The sequence below is a fragment of the Sphaerisporangium sp. NPDC005289 genome (genome assembly GCF_040607455.1).
Lineage (GTDB): Bacteria > Actinomycetota > Actinomycetes > Streptosporangiales > Streptosporangiaceae > Sphaerisporangium > Sphaerisporangium rhizosphaerae.
This window is the reverse complement of record NZ_JBEXGS010000050.1, coordinates 1-17,019: the sequence shown is the minus strand read 5'-3', so window position 1 is coordinate 17,019 and position 17,019 is coordinate 1. Positions and strand designations below refer to the sequence as shown.

Here is a 17,019-nt window from a genome sequence, read left to right as displayed (position 1 = left end):
CTGCTGGGTGATCATGGAGTACGGACCGGTCGAGCGGGCGTGGATCTTGTCGTCGACCAGGTGGAGCAGCTTGAGGATGTAGATGTAGCCGACCGAGATGTGGTACGGGAACGGCTCGCCCGATCTGCCGTCGAACAACTGGGCCTTGCCGCTCTTCGCCACCATCCGCTCCCCGTCACGGTTGGGGACGGTGTTGCCGAGCAGGCCGACGATCTCTTCCTCGTGGGCGCCGTCGAACACCGGGGTGGCCATGTTGGTGCGCGGCTCGACCTGCCCGAAGCCCTTGTCGCGGAGCCGCTCGGCCCAGGCCTCCTGCACCCCCGTGATGTCCCAGCCGCGGGCGGCGATCCATCCGAGGTGGGTCTCCAGGACCTGGCCGACGTTCATCCGGCCGGGCACGCCCAGCGGGTTGAGGATGATGTCGACCGGGGTGCCGTCCTCCAGGAACGGCATGTCCTCCACGGGCAGGATCTTGGAGATGACGCCCTTGTTGCCGTGCCGGCCCGCCAGCTTGTCACCGTCGGTGATCTTGCGCTTCTGGGCGACGTACACCCGGACCAGCTCGTTCACACCGGGGGGAAGCTCGTCGCCCTCCTCGCGGCTGAACACGCGGACGCCGATGACCTTGCCCATCTCGCCGTGCGGGACCTTCAGGGAGGTGTCGCGGACCTCGCGGGCCTTCTCACCGAAGATCGCGCGCAGCAGCCGCTCCTCCGGGGTCAGCTCGGTCTCGCCCTTGGGCGTGACCTTGCCGACCAGGATGTCACCGGGAACGACCTCGGCGCCGATGCGGATGATGCCGCGCTCGTCGAGGTCGGCCAGGACCTCCTCGGAGACGTTCGGGATGTCCCGGGTGATCTCCTCAGGGCCCAGCTTGGTGTCGCGGGCGTCGACCTCGTGCTCCTCGATGTGGATCGAGGACAGCACGTCGTCCTGCACCAGCCGCTGGGACAGGATGATCGCGTCTTCGTAGTTGTGGCCCTCCCACGGCATGAACGCCACCAGGAGGTTCTTGCCGAGCGCCATCTCACCGTTGTCGGTGCACGGACCGTCGGCGACGACCTGGTTGACCTCCACCCGGTCGCCCTCGCGGACGATGGGCTTCTGGTTGAAGCAGGTGCCCTGGTTGGAGCGCTTGAACTTCGCCACGCGGTAGGTCGTGCGGGTGCCGTCGTCGTTCATGACGGTGACGTAGTCGGCCGAGACCTCCTCGACGACGCCCGCCTTCTCGGCGGTGATGACGTCGCCGGCGTCGGTTGCCGCGCGGTACTCCATGCCGGTGCCGACCAGCGGGGCCTCGCTCTTGAGGAGCGGGACCGACTGGCGCTGCATGTTGGAGCCCATGAGCGCGCGGTTGGCGTCGTCGTGCTCCAGGAAGGGGATCATGGCGGTCGCGACCGACACCATCTGGCGGGCCGAGACGTCCATGTAGTCGACCTCGTTGGGCCGGATGAACTCGACCTCGCCGCCCTTCCTGCGGACCAGGACGCGGTCCTCGGCGAAGGCGCCGTCGGCCTTCAGCGGGGTGTTGGCCTGGGCGATGACGTGCCTGTCCTCCTCGTCGGCGGTCAGGTAGTCGATCTCCTCGGTGACCCGGCCGTCCACGACCTTGCGGTAGGGCGTCTCGACGAAGCCGAAGGTGTTGACCCGGCCGAAGGACGAGAGCGAGCCGATGAGGCCGATGTTCGGGCCTTCAGGGGTCTCGATCGGGCACATGCGGCCGTAGTGCGAGGGGTGCACGTCGCGGACCTCGAAGCCGGCCCGCTCACGAGACAGACCACCGGGGCCGAGCGCGGACAGACGCCGCTTGTGCGTCAGGCCGGCCAGCGGGTTGGTCTGGTCCATGAACTGCGACAGCTGGGAGGTGCCGAAGAACTCCTTGATCGACGCCACGACCGGGCGGATGTTGATCAGGGTCTGCGGCGTGATCGCCTCGACGTCCTGCGTGGTCATGCGCTCGCGGACGACGCGCTCCATGCGGGCCAGGCCCAGGCGGACCTGGTTCTGGATCAGCTCGCCGACGGTGCGCAGGCGGCGGTTGCCGAAGTGGTCGATGTCGTCGGTCTCGACGACGATCTGACCGTTCGCCCCGGGCATCTCGACCTCGCCGGCGTGCAGCCGGACGATGTACTCGATGGTGGCGACGATGTCCTCTTCGGTGAGCGTCCCCTGGTTGATGTCGGCGTCGACGCCGAGCTTCTTGTTGATCTTGTAGCGGCCGACCTTGGCCAGGTCGTAGCGCTTGGGGTTGAAGTAGAGGTTCTCCAGCAGCGTCTGGGCGGACTCCTTGGTCGGCGGCTCGCCCGGGCGCAGCTTGCGGTAGATGTCGAGCAGGGCGTCGTCCTGGCCGGAGGTGTGGTCCTTCTCCAGGGTGGCGCGCATCGACTCGTACCGGCCGAACCGCTCGAGGATCTGGTTGTTGGTCCAGCCGAGGGCCTTCAGCAGGACGGTGACGGCCTGCTTGCGCTTGCGGTCGATGCGCACACCGACGCTGTCGCGCTTGTCGATCTCGAACTCGAGCCAAGCACCGCGCGAGGGGATCACCTTGCAGCCGTACAGGTCCTTGTCGGAGGTCTTGTCGACCGAACGGTCGAAGTAGACACCGGGGGACCGCACCAGCTGGGAGACCACGACACGCTCGGTGCCATTGATGATGAAGGTGCCCTTGGAGGTCATGAGCGGGAAGTCGCCCATGAACACCGTCTGGCTCTTGATCTCACCGGTGGTGTTATTGATGAACTCCGCCGTGACGAACATCGGGGCGGAGAAGGTCATGTCCTTGTCTTTGCACTCATCGACGGAGTACTTGGGCGGCTCGAACCGGTGGTCGCGGAACGACAAGGACATCGTTCCGGAGAAGTCCTCGATGGGACTGATCTCCTCGAAGATCTCTTCGAGACCGGACTGGGCCGGAACGTCCTTGCGCCCGGCCTGGCGAGCCGCCTCGACCCGCGACCGCCATTTCTCGTTGCCGAGCAACCAGTCGAACGACTCGGTCTGCAGGGCGAGAAGATCGGGAACTTCGAGCGGCTCCTGAATGCGCGCGAAAGAGACGCGGCGGGGACCAGCGGGTACGGCGAAGGCGTTGCGCGAGGCTGCCAACAGATGTCCTTCCGAGGGCTCGCGGACTGACTACACGCACGCCAGACGACCATGCATCAAAGTTACCTAGAGAAGCGGGTCGTCAAAGGGCAGCGCAAAGGGGCAGTGTAGCCGATGGGCATACACCTGTCCACTCAGTCTCGCTCTGCGCACCCACACTGGACGCAGCATCGCCCGTCAGCGCCGAAACGTCAAGCCCGTAGACCCACATTCGAGGCGACCAAGCCCCGTCACGCTGGGTTTTCTCCCCTCTGGAGACGGAGCGGCCAGCCGGGCCAGACGATACCCGCGCTGCGGATCGGCTAACGCTCAGTCACACGGAGGATCGAAGGCTTGCCGCCTCACGACACTGTCGTGCCCTTTGTCATGCCCAACCCGCGCGATGCTCAAACCCAAGCTTTACTAACGATTTAATAACGCGCCACGCCGCACGGCCGTCCCACCGCCGTGGATCTCAGCCGCCGGGGGCGTTGCCGATCAGCGTCGACAGCTCCGACACCAGCCAGTGCTCCTGGCCTCTGACCAGCACGAACCGGGCGCGATTGTGCAGGACCTGCCTCTGGGGCCGTTTCTCGCCCGGCACCAGCTTTGACGTTCCCATGTTCATGAACAGCAACACCTGAACCCGGTCGGGCGTCGCCGATTCCACCGCCGCGGCGACCACAGCCGTCTGCTGCACGGTCTGCTCGCGCCTGACCACGGGGGCCAGGACCCGCGTCAGCTCCCCGTAGTGGGCGGCCAGGTCGCCGGTGGCGTACCCCTTGGCCCGGGCGAGGTCGGCCTCGATCGTGCGGTAGTCGTAGGACAGCATGTCCGGCGCGTAGGCCCGCGCCGCGGCGGTCGCGTCGGCCGCCGCGGACTCGCTGTCGCGCAACTCGCGCAGCCTCAGATAGGCGAGGACCGTCAGGACGGCCAGAACGGCCGCCAGAAGGCCGAGCAGCGTGACGGCGGCGAGGAATCGCCACGACCGGGAGCGGGACGCCACGGCCTCCTCAGGGGACCTCAGGCCGCCCTCGCCGGTCACTCGACCGGCTCCAGGCTCGAGGCCGCCCAGCCCTGTCCCACCTTGCTCACCTCGATGTTCCAGCGGTAGAAGCGCTCCTGCGGGGCGGTCTTGACCTGGTCCCAGCGGATCACCGAGTCGGCCACGACCAGCACCCGCGCCGCGCTGCGCCGGTCGTTCATGGAGGCGAGCCCCGCGGCGCGCACGACGCCCGTCTGCACGGCCTTGTTCCGGCGGGTCGCCTCCTTCAGATTGCCGGCCTCCCGGGCGAACTGCTCGCGCGCCTGGCCCGTGGAGGTGTCCATCACCCGCTGGACGTCGCGGTCGATCGTGCGGTAGTCAACGGCCATGAGGTTCAGCGCGTACCGCTTGGCGGCCTGGACGGCGGCCAAGCGGTCGTGTGCCACCGCCCGCGCCTGGTCGAGGTCGTCGCCGACGCGCACCCACGCGGCGCCCAGCGCGGCGACGAGCGCGACCAGCGCCAGGAGCACCACAAGGCGCCTCCTGCGGGGGGAGCGAGCCGCGTGCAGCGCCACCTGTTCCCTCCGATCGCCCTGACCGGCGCCGCTCGGCGCCACGACGGCACGGACGCGCCGGACCCGGTCCCCGGCCGCCCGGCGGTTCGCCGGATCATAACCCGGTATCAAGATCCAAATGGGCGATCATCCTCTTTGCCCGTACAGGACGGGCCGGAAAGGTCCGCCGCAGGACGGAAGGGGGCATCGGGACAGGAAGAAAGACCTGGACAGCCGCAAGCCCGCGCGGAAAACCAGAAAGGGACGGACCACCCGGCACCAGGGTGGACCGCCCCTTCCTTGTAGAGCTGTGAACGCTCGCGTGGAGCCTTCAGACGCTCAGGTGGAGCTACGAGACGCGTGAGGTCACTTGACGGTGACGGTGGCGCCGGCGCCCTCCAGGGCGGCCTTGGCCTTCTCAGCGGCTTCCTTGTTGACCTTCTCGAGCAGCGGCTTGGGAGCCCCGTCGACGAGGTCCTTGGCCTCCTTGAGGCCGAGGCTGGTGAGCGCGCGGACCTCCTTGATGACCTGGATCTTCTTGTCGCCGGCGGCCTCGAGGATGACGTCGAACTCGTCCTGCTCCTCGGCCTCCTCGGCGGCGGCGGCGCCACCACCGGCGCCGGGGGCGGCGGCCACGGCCACCGGAGCGGCGGCCTTGACGTCGAAGGTCTCCTCGAAGAGCTTCACGAAGTCGGACAGCTCAAGGAGGGTCATCTCCTTGAACGCGTCGAGCAGCTCGTCGGTGCTGAGCTTCGCCATGGGTGGTTCCTCCATATGAATTGCAAAACGTGAATCGGACCGCGGTATGCGCCGCAATCCCCTGCTTTGGTCGCTTCCGCGCCGGAACTACTCGGCGGCGTCCGCGGCGGCGTCCGCGCCGGCCTCCGTGCCGCCGGTCTCCCCGCGCTTCTCGCGCAGGGCCTCGACGAGCCGGGCCAGCTGGGTGGGCAGCGCGTTGAACGTGGCGGCGGCCTGAGACTGCTTCGCCTTCAGCGCGCCGGCCAGCTTCGCGAGCAGGATCTCGCGCGACTCGAGGTCGGCGAGCGTCGCGATCTCGGCCGGGGTCATCGACTTGCCGTCGACGACACCACCCTTGATGACCAGGAGGGGATTGGCCTTGGCGAAGTCACGCAGACCCTTGGCCGCCTCGACCACGTCGCCACTGACGAACGCGATCGCGGTCGGACCCTGGAACAGATTGTCCAGGGAGGTGACCCCGGCCTCGTTGGCCGCGATCTTGGACAGCGTGTTCTTCGCCACGGCGAACTTCGCATTCCCACCGAGCGTGACGCGCAGCTGCTTGAGCTGCGCCACGGTGAGACCGCGGTACTCGGTCAGGACAGCGGCGCTGGAGCTCTCAAAGTGTTCTTTGAGCTCGGCAACCGCGGTCGCCTTTTCCGCCCTCGCCATGGGCCTCCTTCCAGATGTGCCACCGGCGAAGGGCCCAGGAGTCCGTAAATGAGAACAAGCCCCGGCGCAGGCGCACGGGGCTCACACACAGAGGTCACGCGGGAAAAGGATCCGCGCGAGCAGCCATATGGAAACTCACATCACACCTGCGCAGGCCATCCACCACAGTGGATCCTTGGGCCACCGAGCCATAACGGGCTCGGCGACGACCGGCGGTCTTCGGCGTTGAATACTGTACCCGGGCTTCGCGCTCCGCGCCAACTCGCGGAGGAGTGGCGCGGAGCGCGACCCGTGACGGTCAGCTTCCGGTGGTGCCGGTGGCGTCCGTCCCGTTGAGCCCGTTGAGGTTCTGCGGGAGGTCGCCCACCTGGTCGGCCGGGGGTGCGGTGACCTCCGCGGCCTGGTTGAAGGAGGTGAACGTGGACGTCAGCTTGAACACGCCGTCGCCGGCGCCGCCGTTCATCTCCACCTTGCGCGGGAGGCTCTGCGCGTCGATCCAGGTGTCGAACTTCATGTCCTTGACGTTGGTCAGCTGCCCCTGGACGCGCTTCTGCATCTCGGGCGACAGCAGCTTGACCGCCTCGGCCACCGTGAAGGTGCCCTTGTAGTGCGTGGTGTCGACGCCGCCGACGGTCTCGGAGCCGACCTTGGCGACGTCCTTGGAGCTGGTCAGCATCCGCACGCTGGTCTGCAGGTCGATCTGCTGGGCCTGGGACAGGAACTGGTCGACGTCCACGCCGGCGTTCTGCCCGGCCCTGGCCAGGTCGAGCTTGATCCACGGCTTGCTGCCGCCGACCAGCTTGTTGAGCATGTCGACCTTGATGTAGGCCGTCTGCCCGACGAGGATGACGCGCACGCCGCCGGGGATGTTCTGGCCGCGGACGTTGATGGTGTCCAGCGTCACGTCGGAGGCGAGCTGGGGCTTCTGGTGGACCACCATGGAGCCCTTGACCGACCCCGCGCCCTCGTTCGGGGCGCTGAAGTCCAGTGCGAGCTGGGCGTTGTAGGACGTCACGTCCTGGGCGCTCTCGGCGCTGTGCTGAAGGGACTCAGCCGCGGAGAGCTGAACCGCGCCGAGGGACTCGGCCGGCTGCTGCGATGCCTGACCACATGCCGATACCGCGAGGAGCATGGCCGAGCCCACGGCCGCGATCGCGGGTGTCATTCGCCGGTTCACTAGGTAACCCTTCTGTATCCCCCATAAGTAATTTTTACCCTACGTGCTGCCCCTACCCCGTGCGGCGGAGTATGAGCATCGATTACCGGCCCTGGAAGCGCGCATGACGGGGAAACGGGGGGTTCACCTGCGAGGAAACCGAAAACGTAAAGAAGAAAGGCCCGCACTGTGTGCGGGCCTTTCTCAGGTGGTTCTCAGGTTGTGCCCGTCAGGCGGCGGCACGGTGCGCGCCGCTCGCCCGATGGCGCGAGGAGGACCTCAGGCGTCCAGCTCGGCGGTGATCCCCCGCGTCACGTTCGGGTCCACCGGGATGCCCGGGCCCATCGACGTGGAGAAGGTGACCTTCTTGAGGTAGCGCCCCTTGGCCGCGGACGGCTTGAGACGCACGATCTCGTCCAGCGCGGCGGCGTAGTTCTCCAGGAGCTGGCGCTCGGGGAAGGACACCTTGCCGATGATGAAGTGGAGGTTCGCGTGACGGTCGACGCGGAACTCGATCTTGCCGCCCTTGATCTCGGTCACGGCCTTGGCCACCGCGGGGGTGACGGTGCCGGTCTTGGGGTTCGGCATGAGACCGCGCGGGCCGAGCACGCGGCCGAGGCGGCCGACCTTGCCCATGAGGTCGGGCGTGGCCACGACGGCGTCGAACTCGTTGAGGCGGTTGCCCTTGGCGATCTCTTCGATCAGCTCGTCGGCGCCGACGATGTCGGCGCCCGCGGCGCGGGCCTCCTCGGCGCGGTCACCGGTGGCGAAGACCAGGACCCGGGCGGTCTTGCCGGTGCCGTGCGGGAGGTTGACGGTGCCGCGGACCATCTGGTCGGCCTTGCGGGGGTCGACGCCCAGCCGCAGGGCCACCTCGACGGTGGCGTCGAACTTGGTGACCGAGCTGGCCTTGGCGATCTTGGTAGCGTCGACCGGGCTGTACAGCGCCTCGTGGTCGATCTGCTCGTCCGCCTTGCGGTAGGTCTTGCTGCGCTTCACTGCTTCTCCTTCTGGAGCCCGTGGTGACGGGCCAGCGCGTGGCCCTCCCACTGTGTCTGTCGTGCCTCGACCCGCTGCGCGGGTCAGTCGGCGATGGTGATGCCCATCGACCGGGCGGTGCCGGCGATGATCTTCTCGGCCGCCTCGATGTCGTTGGCGTTGAGGTCGGGCATCTTCGTCTCGGCGATCTGGCGCAGCTGGTCCTTGGTGAGCTTGCCCACCTTGTCGCGGTGCGGGTTGGCGCTGGCCTTGTCGACGCCCGCGGCCTTCTTGATCAGCTCAGGCGCCGGCGGCGTCTTGGTGACGAAGGTGAAGCTGCGGTCTTCGAAGATGGTGATCTCGACGGGGATGATGTTGCCCCGCTGGGCCTCGGTCGCAGCGTTGTACTGCTTGACGAAGTCCATGATGTTGACGCCGTGGGGACCGAGGGCGGTACCGACGGGCGGCGCGGGCGTGGCCTGGCCAGCGGGAAGCTGGACCTTGACCAGAGCCGCGATCTTCTTCTTAGGAGGCATTGTCCTACTCCGGGTCCTGAACTCCTGTGAAACTCCCACAGGGCGTGGAAGCCCCCCGAGGGCAGGCGAGGGCCAGACGGCCGTGCTCCCTCGGGACCAACCCCGCGGCCGCTCGAACGGCCGGCCCGCGGGACGACTTATCAGTGTATGCGCGCCGCCAGATCGCCAGGACCTGGACGGGCGTCAGATCTTGGAGACCTGGTTGAACGACAGCTCGACCGGCGTCTCACGACCGAAGATCGAGACCAGCACCTTGAGCTTCTGCGACTCGGCGCTGATCTCGCTGACCGTCGCGGGCAGCGTGGCGAAGGGGCCGTCCATGACGGTGACCGACTCGCCGACCTCGAAGTCGACGGTGGCGGCCGCGGCCTTGGCGGCGGTCGTCTTGGTCTGCTCGGTCGGCTCGGGCGCGAGCAGCTTGGCGACCTCGTCCAGGCTCAGCGGGCTCGGCCGGTTGGACAGGCCCACGAAGCCGGTCACGCCGGGCGTGTTGCGCACCGCGGACCAGGACTCGTCGGTCAGCTCCATGCGCACCAGCACGTAGCCGGGGAGCACGCGCTCCTTGACCGGGGTGCGCTTGCCGCCCTTGATCTCGGTGACGGTGTGGACCGGCACCTCGACCTGGAAGAGGTAGTCCTCCATGTTGAGCGACTGGGTGCGGGTCTCGATGTTGGACTTCACGCGGTTCTCGTAACCGGCGTAGGAGTGGATGACGTACCACTCGCCGGGCAGGCCCCGCATGGAGCGCTTGAACTCTTCGACAGGGTCGACATCGGGAACGAGATCACCGTCTTCGTCAACGGCGCCGACCGGAGCCTCGGGCTCAACGGCCTCGCCTGACTCGTCGGCATCACCGGACTCGTCGGCGTCATCCGCGGCCTCAGGGGCCTCGCCGGACTCGTCGGTGATCTCGATCGCCTCTTCCGGCTCGCCCTCCCACTCCTCGTGGGATGCGCCAGCCGACAGTGGGGACTCGGACACGGTGACTCTTTCTTCTCTCGTCGATGATGTTGCGATCTTTGACGCCCTACAAGGACGTGCAGCCGCCCGTCAGCGGGGGGCCGCCGTTCAAGACGGCCACCGACCCGCCGGGGACGGCTGTCGCGCGGCGGCCGGCTCAGGCTCCGCCGAAGACCGCCAGCACACCCTGCGTGAGCAAGAAGTCTATCCCCGCCACGAGCCCGACCATGATCAAGACAAAGACGAGGACCACCGTGGTGTAAGAGATCAGATCCTTGCGCGTCGGCCAGATCACCTTGCGAAGCTCGGCGATGATCTGCCGGTAGAAAAGTGCGGGAGAGGTGCGCTTCTTAACGGTCTGGCCGGACGGCTTACTCGGCCTGTCGGCGGCCTCGCCGCGTGTGTCGATCGCCACAGTCCTCACCTGATCCGTCGTTCCTACGCAACTTTCGGCGGCATACACGCCATCGGTGCGCGGACCGCACTCCGCAGGGCACGAGGGACTCGAACCCCCAACCGCCGGTTTTGGAGACCGGTGCGCTACCAATTGCGCTAGTGCCCTCTGCCGTGAACCACCTTACCCCGAGCGGTCGGGGGTACGTCGCTCACTAGTTGCAGAAGTGTACGGGTGAATGCGCCTCACGTCGAACCAACTCGTGCGACACGTCATGACGGACACCGCTTGTCCAGTTCACGGATATAGGGCGGCGGCGGTGGGAGACGTCTGGAAGCATGGAAGGCATGACCCGTCCTCGCATCTCAGCGCGCATTTCCGCCATCTCAGAGTCCGCCACGCTGGCCGTCGACGCCAAGGCCAAGGCGATGAAGGCGGACGGCCGTCCGGTCATCGGGTTCGGAGCCGGCGAGCCGGACTTCCCGACGCCCGACTACATCGTCGAGGCGGCCGTCGAGGCGTGCCGGAACCCGCGGTTCCACAAGTACACGCCGGCCGGCGGTCTTCCCGAGCTCAAGCAGGCCATCGCCGACAAGACGCGGCGCGACTCCGGCTTCGAGGTCGACGCCTCGCAGGTGCTGGTCACCAACGGCGGCAAGCAGGCCGTCTACGAGGCGTTCGCCACGCTGCTCGACCCGGGCGACGAGGTGCTGGTGGTGGCCCCCTACTGGACGACCTACCCTGAGGCGATCAAGCTCGCGGGCGGCGTCCAGGTCGACGTGGTGACCGACGAGACCACCGGCTACCTCGCCTCGGTCGACCAGCTCGAGGCCGCACGCACCGAGCGCACCAAGGTCCTGCTGTTCGTGTCGCCGTCCAACCCGACCGGCGCGGTCTACTCCCCCGACCAGGTGGCCGAGATCGGCCGCTGGGCCGCGGAGCACGGACTGTGGGTCGTCACCGACGAGATCTACGAGCACCTGGTGTACGGCGGCGTGGCCTTCACCAGCATCGCCACCGCCGTCCCCGAGCTGCGCGACAACGTCGTGGTGCTCAACGGCGTCGCCAAGACCTACGCCATGACGGGCTGGCGCGTGGGCTGGATGATCGGCCCGAAGGACGTCGTGAAGGCCGCCACCAACCTGCAGTCGCACGCCACCTCCAACGTCTCCAACGTCGCGCAGGCGGCGGCCCTGACGGCGGTCTCGGGCGACCTTTCGGCCGTGGCGCGCATGCGCGAGGCGTTCGACCGGCGGCGGCAGACCATGGTGCGCATGCTCAACGAGATCCCCGGCGTCCTGTGCCCCGAGCCGTTCGGTGCGTTCTACGCATACCCGTCGGTCAAGGCAATTCTGGGCAAGGAGCTCCGCGGCCGGCGCCCGTCCACGTCCGCCGAGCTCGCCGAGCTGATCCTCGAGGAGGCCGAGGTCGCCCTGGTCCCCGGCGAGGCCTTCGGCACCCCCGGCTACTTCCGCCTGTCCTACGCCCTCGGCGACGACGACCTCGCGGAAGGCGTCAGCCGCCTCGCCAAGCTCCTGTCCGAGGCCCACTGAACGACGGCATGCTCGAGGCCCCGGCTTGGACGGCCCGGGGCCTCGGTCTGTTCCGAAGGCCGGTCAGCCGGTGGGGCGGACCGCTTCGGCGATCTTCTTCAGCTCGCGTCCGGTGTGGTCGGCGCCGAGCTTGCGGGCGTAGTCAGGGCTGATCATGGCCTCGGCCATCAGACCCCGCCCTGGGGACCACACGATGGTCGGAGTTCCGCCGTCGCCGGTGATCTCCGACGCCTCGCCCAGCGTGGCGATGACGGCCGCCGAGCCGTGGACGTTCACCCGCGTGGCCTTGGCGTCGGCCCGGTAGTCCTTCAGCTTGGACCGCTCGCGCTTGGCCGCCGCGCCCTCGTAGATCACCATCTGGACCGAGTACTCGCCCGGCTGGAGGCCGGACTCGGCCCAGGTGGTCGTGTAACTGGTCGTGCCGAAACCGTTCTTGCCCGACCACTTACCCCATTGCAGACCTTCCGGCAGGTAACCGACGCGGACCCCGCCGAAGGCGCGGCCGTCGCCCAGGTCTCCGAGGTCCTGCGGCAGGCCGGACCGGTCGGACGGTTCCGCGGTCGCGGCGGACGGGGGCATCGTCGCGGTGTCCACCCCTTCGTCCGACGGGAGGGAGGTCGGCGCCTGACTCGGCTCACCGACATCGGTCGGCTCCTGACTCGGATCATCGACAGCGGTCGGCTCCTGACTCGGATCGCCGAGAGCGGTCGGCGCCTGACTCGGGTCACCAAGCGCGGTCGGCGCCTGACTCGGGTCGCCGAGAGCGGTCGGCGTGTCCGAGGCCGGCGCGCCGGAGGACGCCACGGCCGGGCCGGCGGGGGTAGGGGCGGGGGCGAGATTCGGCGCGAGGCCATGTCCCGAGGTGAGGGCGGTGTAGGCGGGGAAGGAGCCCGCCACCAGCACGGTCAGCGCGGCGGCGCCGGCCGTGCGGAACCGCGTGACGTGCGCGCGGTGCCTGCGCCGCACCGCCTGGCCCATCATCGCGGGCGCGCGGACGTCCGCGACGTGGGCGGACATGGCTTCCTTGAGCGCTTCTTCTACGTTCATGCCGAACCTTTCCTCCGATTTCACACCGACGTCCCGTCCAGGGCGCCCATGCGCGCCCGCATCCTGGCCAGGCCGCGTGCGGCCTGGCTCTTCACCGTCCCGGCCGAGCAGCCCAGCAGCGCGGCGGTCTCGGCCTCCGACAGGTCCTCCCAGTAGCGCAGGACCACGACCGCGCGCATGCGCGCCGGCAGGCGGCGCAGCTCGGCGAGCAGGGCGTCGCGCGTGTCGAGGTCCGGCTGCGGCGCCTCCGGCTCGGGAGGACGGGCGAAGGTGATCTCCTGGATCACCTTGCGCCGCCGTGCCCGGGAGATGGCCGCGTTGACCACGACCCGCCTGGCGTAGGACTCCGGGTTGTCGTGCCGGATCCTCGGCCAGTGCCGGTAGACCCTCTCCAGCGCGCCCTGCGCCAGGTCCTCGGCGTCGTGGATCGACGCGCCGCAGACGAGGATGGCCGTGCGGAGCAGGGCGGTGCTCCGGGCGGCCAGGAATTCGTCGAAGGCCGCTTCGTCTTCTTCCGTCATGGCGAGTCCCCTTTCGTCCTCCCCAACGCACCGACCCACCGCGAGGTTGAGAGGCGGTGCGGGACCACCGCGCCGGCGCGGTACGGCAAGATATGGAAATGGCACGCCCGCTCGACGAACTTCCGAAGGCGCATCTTCACCTGCACTTCACCGGCTCCATGCGGCACTCCACCCTGCTGGAGCTCGCGCGCGACCACGGGGTCCACCTCCCCGACGCGCTCGTGGAGGACTGGCCGCCCAAACTACGGGCCACCGACGAGCGCGGCTGGTTCCGGTTCCAGCGGCTGTACGACATAGCGCGCTCGGTGCTGCGCCGCGATCAGGACGTCTACCGGCTGCTGCGCGAGGCCGCCGAGGACGAGGCGGCCGAGGGGTCGCGCTGGCTGGAGATCCAGGTCGACCCCTCCGGGTACGCCCAGCGGTTCGGCGGGGTGACCGCGACGCTGGAACTGGTGCTCGACGCGGCGGCCAGGGCGTCGGAGTCCAGCAAGGTCGGCATCGGGGTGATCGTCGCCGCCAACCGCACCCGGCACCCGCTCGACGCCAAGACCCTCGCCCGGCTGGCCGGGCAGTACGCCGACAAGGGCGTGGTGGGCTTCGGGCTGTCCAACGACGAGCGCCGCGCCCGGGCCCGCGACTTCGACGGCGCGTTCCGCATCGCCAAGCGGGCCGGGCTGCTGGCCGTCCCGCACGGCGGTGAGCTGTCGGGCGCCGCGAGCGTCGCCGAGTGCGTGGACGACCTGGACGCCGACCGCATCGGCCACGGAATCCGGGCGGCCGAATCCCCGCGGCTGATGGAGCGCCTGGCCGACCGTCAGATCGCCTGCGAGGTGTGCCCCACCTCCAACGTCGGCCTCGGCGTCGCCCAGCGGGCCGGGGACGTCCCAGTGAAGCGGCTGTTCGACGCCGGGGTGCCGATCGCGCTCGGCGCCGACGACCCGCTGCTGTTCGGCGCGCGGCTGCTGCCGCAGTACGAGCTGGCGCGCGAGGTCTACGGCTTCAGCGACGCCGAGATCGCCGAGCTGGCTCGCCAGTCGATCCGGTCCTCCACGGCCCCGGACGGCTTCAAGAAGGAACTGCTGACGTCCATCGACACCTGGCTGACCAGCCCGGCCTGAACGGTTCCCAGGCCACCGGGCGGGCGCCCAAGGACGGCGATCGACCCTCCCAGCGGCACCGCGCGCACGTGCGAGTAGATCGTCGGGGTGGCGATGACCTTGCCGGCGGCGTCCACGACGGCGACCTTCATACCAGGCACCTGCGGACATGCCACGGGCCCCGTCGCCGGGGCCCGTGGTCTTGTGCTGTTCAACTGTGGAGAGCGCGGTGTCTCGGGCTCGCGGCCCGAGACGGCGCTCGTCCGTGTGTCACTGGGAGTGGATGTAGACCTCGTCGAAGACCTCGGCGAGCTTGGTGAGGTCCTGGGTGATGCCCTTCTCGGGGTCGCTGGCGTCGAAGGTGATCGACAGCCGGCCGAGCCCCTTGCGGGCCTGCAGGGCCTTCCACATGGTGTTGGTCGTCAGGCCCTGGTCCAGCAGACGCCAGGTGGCGCCGTCCCACTCCTGGCGGTGGGTCCACAGCATCACCGTCTGCACGCCCGCCTGCAACGGCAGATCGACGCGCAGCTTGGCCGCGGCCTCGGCCTGCGCGGCGGTCAGCTTGTTCGCTCCACTGTGCGCAAGACCCACCTCACGGGCACCCACGTGCACCCGGGTGTCCCAGCCACGCGCCCGCACGCCGATCCACTGGTTGCGCAGCGCCTTGTCCGGGGTGATCTTGTACTTGCCGTACTCGCTGGCGAACAGGCCGCTGGACACGTTCACGTGGTCCACATCGCCGGTCAGCACGTACTTCTCGACGTTGGCCCGGCTGATCAGCGGATACTTGGCACGCAGCGCCGCCTGGCACGGCTCGTTGGCCCCGCAGCCCATCTCGGGCACCACCACGTCCACCGCGAGCTGCTTGCCCGCCGGGATCGCCGCACGCAGAGCCGCGGAGCTCTCCTTGACGAACCTGCGCACGTCGTCGGCCGACTTGAAGCCCCAGTAGCCGAGGTCCTGGGCGAACTTCACGCCCACCACGCCCGGCCGGCTCGCCTGCGCCGCCATCGAGGCGACCGCCGCGTCGAACTGGTCCTTGCCGGCCGTCCACGCCGGGGCCAGCTCGCCCTCGATCCACACCCGCATACCCAGCTTGATCGCCGTGGCCGCGGCCTTGCCGGTCGCGTCGTTCGGCGCGGCAAGCGGCGCCTTGGACGCCTTCGGCGTCGCCGTCGGCTGCGCCTCGGTGGAGGGGTCGGGCCGCGGCTCGGTGGAGCGGTCGGGGCGCGGCGCGGTCACGCTGGGGGTTGGCTCCGGCGCCACCGACTCCTGATCCTGAGGCCCGTTGGAGGTCTCCACCTGCGGCGCCTGCTCACCGTTCGGGTCGCTCTGCGTCTGCGGATCGCTCTGGGTCTGTGTCTGCGGATCGGTCTGCGTCTGGGCGTTCGGATCGTCCACCGGCTGCGCGTCCGGATCGGCCAGGGTCGAACTCGTGGGCCCGGGCGTCGCGCCCGAGGTGGTCTCACCGGAGGTCGTCGTCGGCGTGCCGGAAGCACTGCCGCCGCCGGAACAGTCGAACTCTCCGCCCTGACACGCCTTGGCCGGCGGCTTGGTCACGTTGCCGTCGGTGTCCTTGCAGACGTACTTGCCGGCGCTGTGGTCGTACTTGCACAGCACCTGGTCCTTGTCGGCGCAATCTTGCATGCCCGGACCCTTGTTGGTCTTGTCCATGCAGAACAGCACCGGCCCCGGATAGGGGACGGCCTCCTTGAGCTTCTCACCGTCGTTGCGGGCCCAGAAGCGGACGACGTCCAGCGCGTCCTTCGGTGTCTTGGCCATCCACCGGCAGTACATGTACTCGGGGGTGCCGCTGCCGAGGATGTCGTCACACTCGTTGTTGACCTGGTCGGTCGCCGCGGGCGCCGGATCGGCGAGGGCCATGCCCGTCGGAATGCCTACGGTCAGAGCCGCGATCACCGCGACCAGGACGATGATCCACTCGCGTTTGCGAAGTCGGGGCATGCGCGGTCTCCTCGTGCTCAGTCGGTTCAGCAGGGCTTCGTGTACGTGATGTTCACGCCGATGGTCCCGGAGCCTTTGGTGCCCTGGTTGTCGCCGGACCACTTGATGGACATGTAGGCCTCCTGCTGCTGGCCGCAGGAGCCCGACCCGCGGACGCTGAACCCGATCGAGGCGGTCTGCCCGCTGCCGGTGCTGCCCGAGCCGGGCGAGACCAGGATGTCCCGGCCGACGGCCTCCCAGGTGATCGAGCCGACCTGGGACCGGACGGTCACCGTGCCGTCACGGCTGCTGCCGACGTCCATTGAGGTGGTCGAGGCGGTGAAGGCAGGAGGCGGCGGAGGCGGAGGCGGAGCCTGGGTGGTCTGTTTGGTCTGCGGCTGGGAGCTCTGCTTCGGCGTGGACTTCTGGGACGGCTTGGGCGACGAGGTGGTCTTCGGCGGGGGCGGCGGATTGTTGGGGCCGTCGTTCGTCGTCGGCGAGGAGGTCTTGTTCTTCGTCTTGGTGGGGCTCGCCGTGGGGCGGGAGCTGGTCGGCGGGGGCACCACCGGCACCGAGGAGGTCGGGACGGCCGCGCCGGGGCGGGTCGCGGCGGGCCCGGTCACGTGGGGGCTGCTCACGGGCGCGGCGGTGCCGCCGGGCGGCGGAGGCGGCGGGGAGTCGACCAGGGGCGGCAGGGACTCTCCGGCGGTGATGACGACCGTGCCGCCGGCGGCTTCGACGTCGACCGGTCCTCCGGTGCGGGGGGCGGGGGCGAAGATCAGCGACCAGACCACTCCGGCGGA

General features: G+C 69.0%; 15 protein-coding genes, 1 tRNA gene and 1 pseudogene. 2 read left to right on the top strand and 15 right to left on the bottom strand.

All coding sequences use genetic code 11. From position 1 onward, the window contains the following. The 11 genes from rpoB to ABZT47_RS39965 all read right to left on the bottom strand — a co-directional run. Window positions 1-3,102, bottom strand: a 3,102-nt coding sequence (gene rpoB / locus ABZT47_RS40015; RefSeq protein WP_354853963.1) for a DNA-directed RNA polymerase subunit beta, incomplete at its 3' end; no start/stop codon positions are given. A gap of 454 nt (window positions 3,103-3,556) precedes the next feature. Further along, window positions 3,557-4,126, bottom strand: a complete 570-nt coding sequence (locus ABZT47_RS40010) for a hypothetical protein (RefSeq protein WP_354853960.1) — start codon at window positions 4,124-4,126, stop codon at window positions 3,557-3,559. Continuing rightward, entirely contained in the window at window positions 4,123-4,599 is a 477-nt protein-coding gene (locus ABZT47_RS40005; RefSeq protein WP_354853957.1) for a hypothetical protein, read from the bottom strand. Before ABZT47_RS40005 ends, ABZT47_RS40010 begins: the two co-directional genes overlap by 4 nt. A gap of 387 nt (window positions 4,600-4,986) precedes the next feature. After that, window positions 4,987-5,379: a 50S ribosomal protein L7/L12 gene (rplL, locus tag ABZT47_RS40000; RefSeq protein WP_354853954.1), complete on the bottom strand. Its 393-nt coding sequence runs from the start codon at window positions 5,377-5,379 to the stop codon at window positions 4,987-4,989. Between the two features lie 87 nt (window positions 5,380-5,466). Then, a complete protein-coding gene (gene rplJ, locus ABZT47_RS39995; RefSeq protein ID WP_354853951.1) occupies window positions 5,467-6,030 on the bottom strand; it encodes a 50S ribosomal protein L10 in 564 nt (187 codons plus the stop codon). A 298-nt stretch (window positions 6,031-6,328) separates the two neighbouring features. Beyond that, window positions 6,329-7,195 (bottom strand): DUF1396 domain-containing protein, encoded by an 867-nt coding sequence (locus ABZT47_RS39990; RefSeq protein ID WP_354853949.1) that lies wholly within the window; start codon window positions 7,193-7,195, stop codon window positions 6,329-6,331. 270 nt (window positions 7,196-7,465) lie between these two features. Next, window positions 7,466-8,185, bottom strand: a complete 720-nt coding sequence (rplA, locus tag ABZT47_RS39985) for a 50S ribosomal protein L1 (protein ID WP_354853947.1) — start codon at window positions 8,183-8,185, stop codon at window positions 7,466-7,468. An 83-nt stretch (window positions 8,186-8,268) separates the two neighbouring features. After that, on the bottom strand, window positions 8,269-8,700 hold the full coding sequence (gene rplK, locus ABZT47_RS39980; RefSeq protein WP_354853944.1) for a 50S ribosomal protein L11: 432 nt from the start codon (window positions 8,698-8,700) through the stop codon (window positions 8,269-8,271). A 183-nt stretch (window positions 8,701-8,883) separates the two neighbouring features. After that, window positions 8,884-9,681 (bottom strand): transcription termination/antitermination protein NusG, encoded by a 798-nt coding sequence (nusG, locus tag ABZT47_RS39975; RefSeq protein WP_354853941.1) that lies wholly within the window; start codon window positions 9,679-9,681, stop codon window positions 8,884-8,886. Between the two features lie 136 nt (window positions 9,682-9,817). Next, complete coding sequence (secE, locus tag ABZT47_RS39970; protein WP_354853938.1) at window positions 9,818-10,075, bottom strand: preprotein translocase subunit SecE; 258 nt, start codon at window positions 10,073-10,075, stop codon at window positions 9,818-9,820. A gap of 74 nt (window positions 10,076-10,149) precedes the next feature. Beyond that, window positions 10,150-10,222, bottom strand: a tRNA-Trp gene (locus ABZT47_RS39965). A 179-nt stretch (window positions 10,223-10,401) separates the two neighbouring features. Between ABZT47_RS39965 and ABZT47_RS39960 the strand changes: the two genes are divergently transcribed. After that, window positions 10,402-11,607, top strand: a complete 1,206-nt coding sequence (locus ABZT47_RS39960) for a pyridoxal phosphate-dependent aminotransferase (protein ID WP_354853935.1) — start codon at window positions 10,402-10,404, stop codon at window positions 11,605-11,607. 63 nt (window positions 11,608-11,670) lie between these two features. On the opposite strand, the gene ABZT47_RS39955 is transcribed toward ABZT47_RS39960, so the two are convergent. Next, the gene (locus tag ABZT47_RS39955; RefSeq protein WP_354853932.1) at window positions 11,671-12,654 is read right to left on the bottom strand and encodes a hypothetical protein; all 984 of its coding nucleotides are present in this window, start codon (window positions 12,652-12,654) and stop codon (window positions 11,671-11,673) included. A 20-nt stretch (window positions 12,655-12,674) separates the two neighbouring features. Next, the gene (locus ABZT47_RS39950) at window positions 12,675-13,175 is read right to left on the bottom strand and encodes a SigE family RNA polymerase sigma factor (protein WP_354853929.1); all 501 of its coding nucleotides are present in this window, start codon (window positions 13,173-13,175) and stop codon (window positions 12,675-12,677) included. Window positions 13,176-13,273: 98 nt separating this feature from the next. Here ABZT47_RS39950 and ABZT47_RS39945 point away from each other — a divergent pair, with 98 nt between their 5' ends. Further along, entirely contained in the window at window positions 13,274-14,293 is a 1,020-nt protein-coding gene (locus ABZT47_RS39945; RefSeq protein WP_354853926.1) for an adenosine deaminase, read from the top strand. 249 nt (window positions 14,294-14,542) lie between these two features. Here ABZT47_RS39945 and ABZT47_RS39940 read toward each other — a convergent pair whose 3' ends face one another. Beyond that, a complete protein-coding gene (locus ABZT47_RS39940) occupies window positions 14,543-16,237 on the bottom strand; it encodes a hypothetical protein (protein ID WP_354853923.1) in 1,695 nt (564 codons plus the stop codon). 26 nt (window positions 16,238-16,263) lie between these two features. Next, window positions 16,264-17,019 (bottom strand): annotated as a pseudogene (locus ABZT47_RS39935) (hypothetical protein); the annotation flags it as partial.

Bases quoted from the DNA above. Each gene is read 5' to 3' on its own strand.
- ABZT47_RS39945 (WP_354853926.1), top strand. From the start codon at position 13,274: ATGGCACGCCCGCTCGACGAACTTCCGAAGGCGCATCTTCACCTGCAC.
- rplK (WP_354853944.1), bottom strand. From the start codon at position 8,700: ATGCCTCCTAAGAAGAAGATCGCGGCTCTGGTCAAGGTCCAGCTTCCC.
- rplL (WP_354853954.1), bottom strand. From the start codon at position 5,379: ATGGCGAAGCTCAGCACCGACGAGCTGCTCGACGCGTTCAAGGAGATG.
- rplJ (WP_354853951.1), bottom strand. From the start codon at position 6,030: ATGGCGAGGGCGGAAAAGGCGACCGCGGTTGCCGAGCTCAAAGAACAC.
- ABZT47_RS39940 (WP_354853923.1), bottom strand. From the start codon at position 16,237: ATGCCCCGACTTCGCAAACGCGAGTGGATCATCGTCCTGGTCGCGGTG.
- ABZT47_RS39960 (WP_354853935.1), top strand. From the start codon at position 10,402: ATGACCCGTCCTCGCATCTCAGCGCGCATTTCCGCCATCTCAGAGTCC.
- ABZT47_RS39955 (WP_354853932.1), bottom strand. From the start codon at position 12,654: ATGAACGTAGAAGAAGCGCTCAAGGAAGCCATGTCCGCCCACGTCGCG.
- ABZT47_RS39950 (WP_354853929.1), bottom strand. From the start codon at position 13,175: ATGACGGAAGAAGACGAAGCGGCCTTCGACGAATTCCTGGCCGCCCGG.
- ABZT47_RS39990 (WP_354853949.1), bottom strand. From the start codon at position 7,195: ATGACACCCGCGATCGCGGCCGTGGGCTCGGCCATGCTCCTCGCGGTA.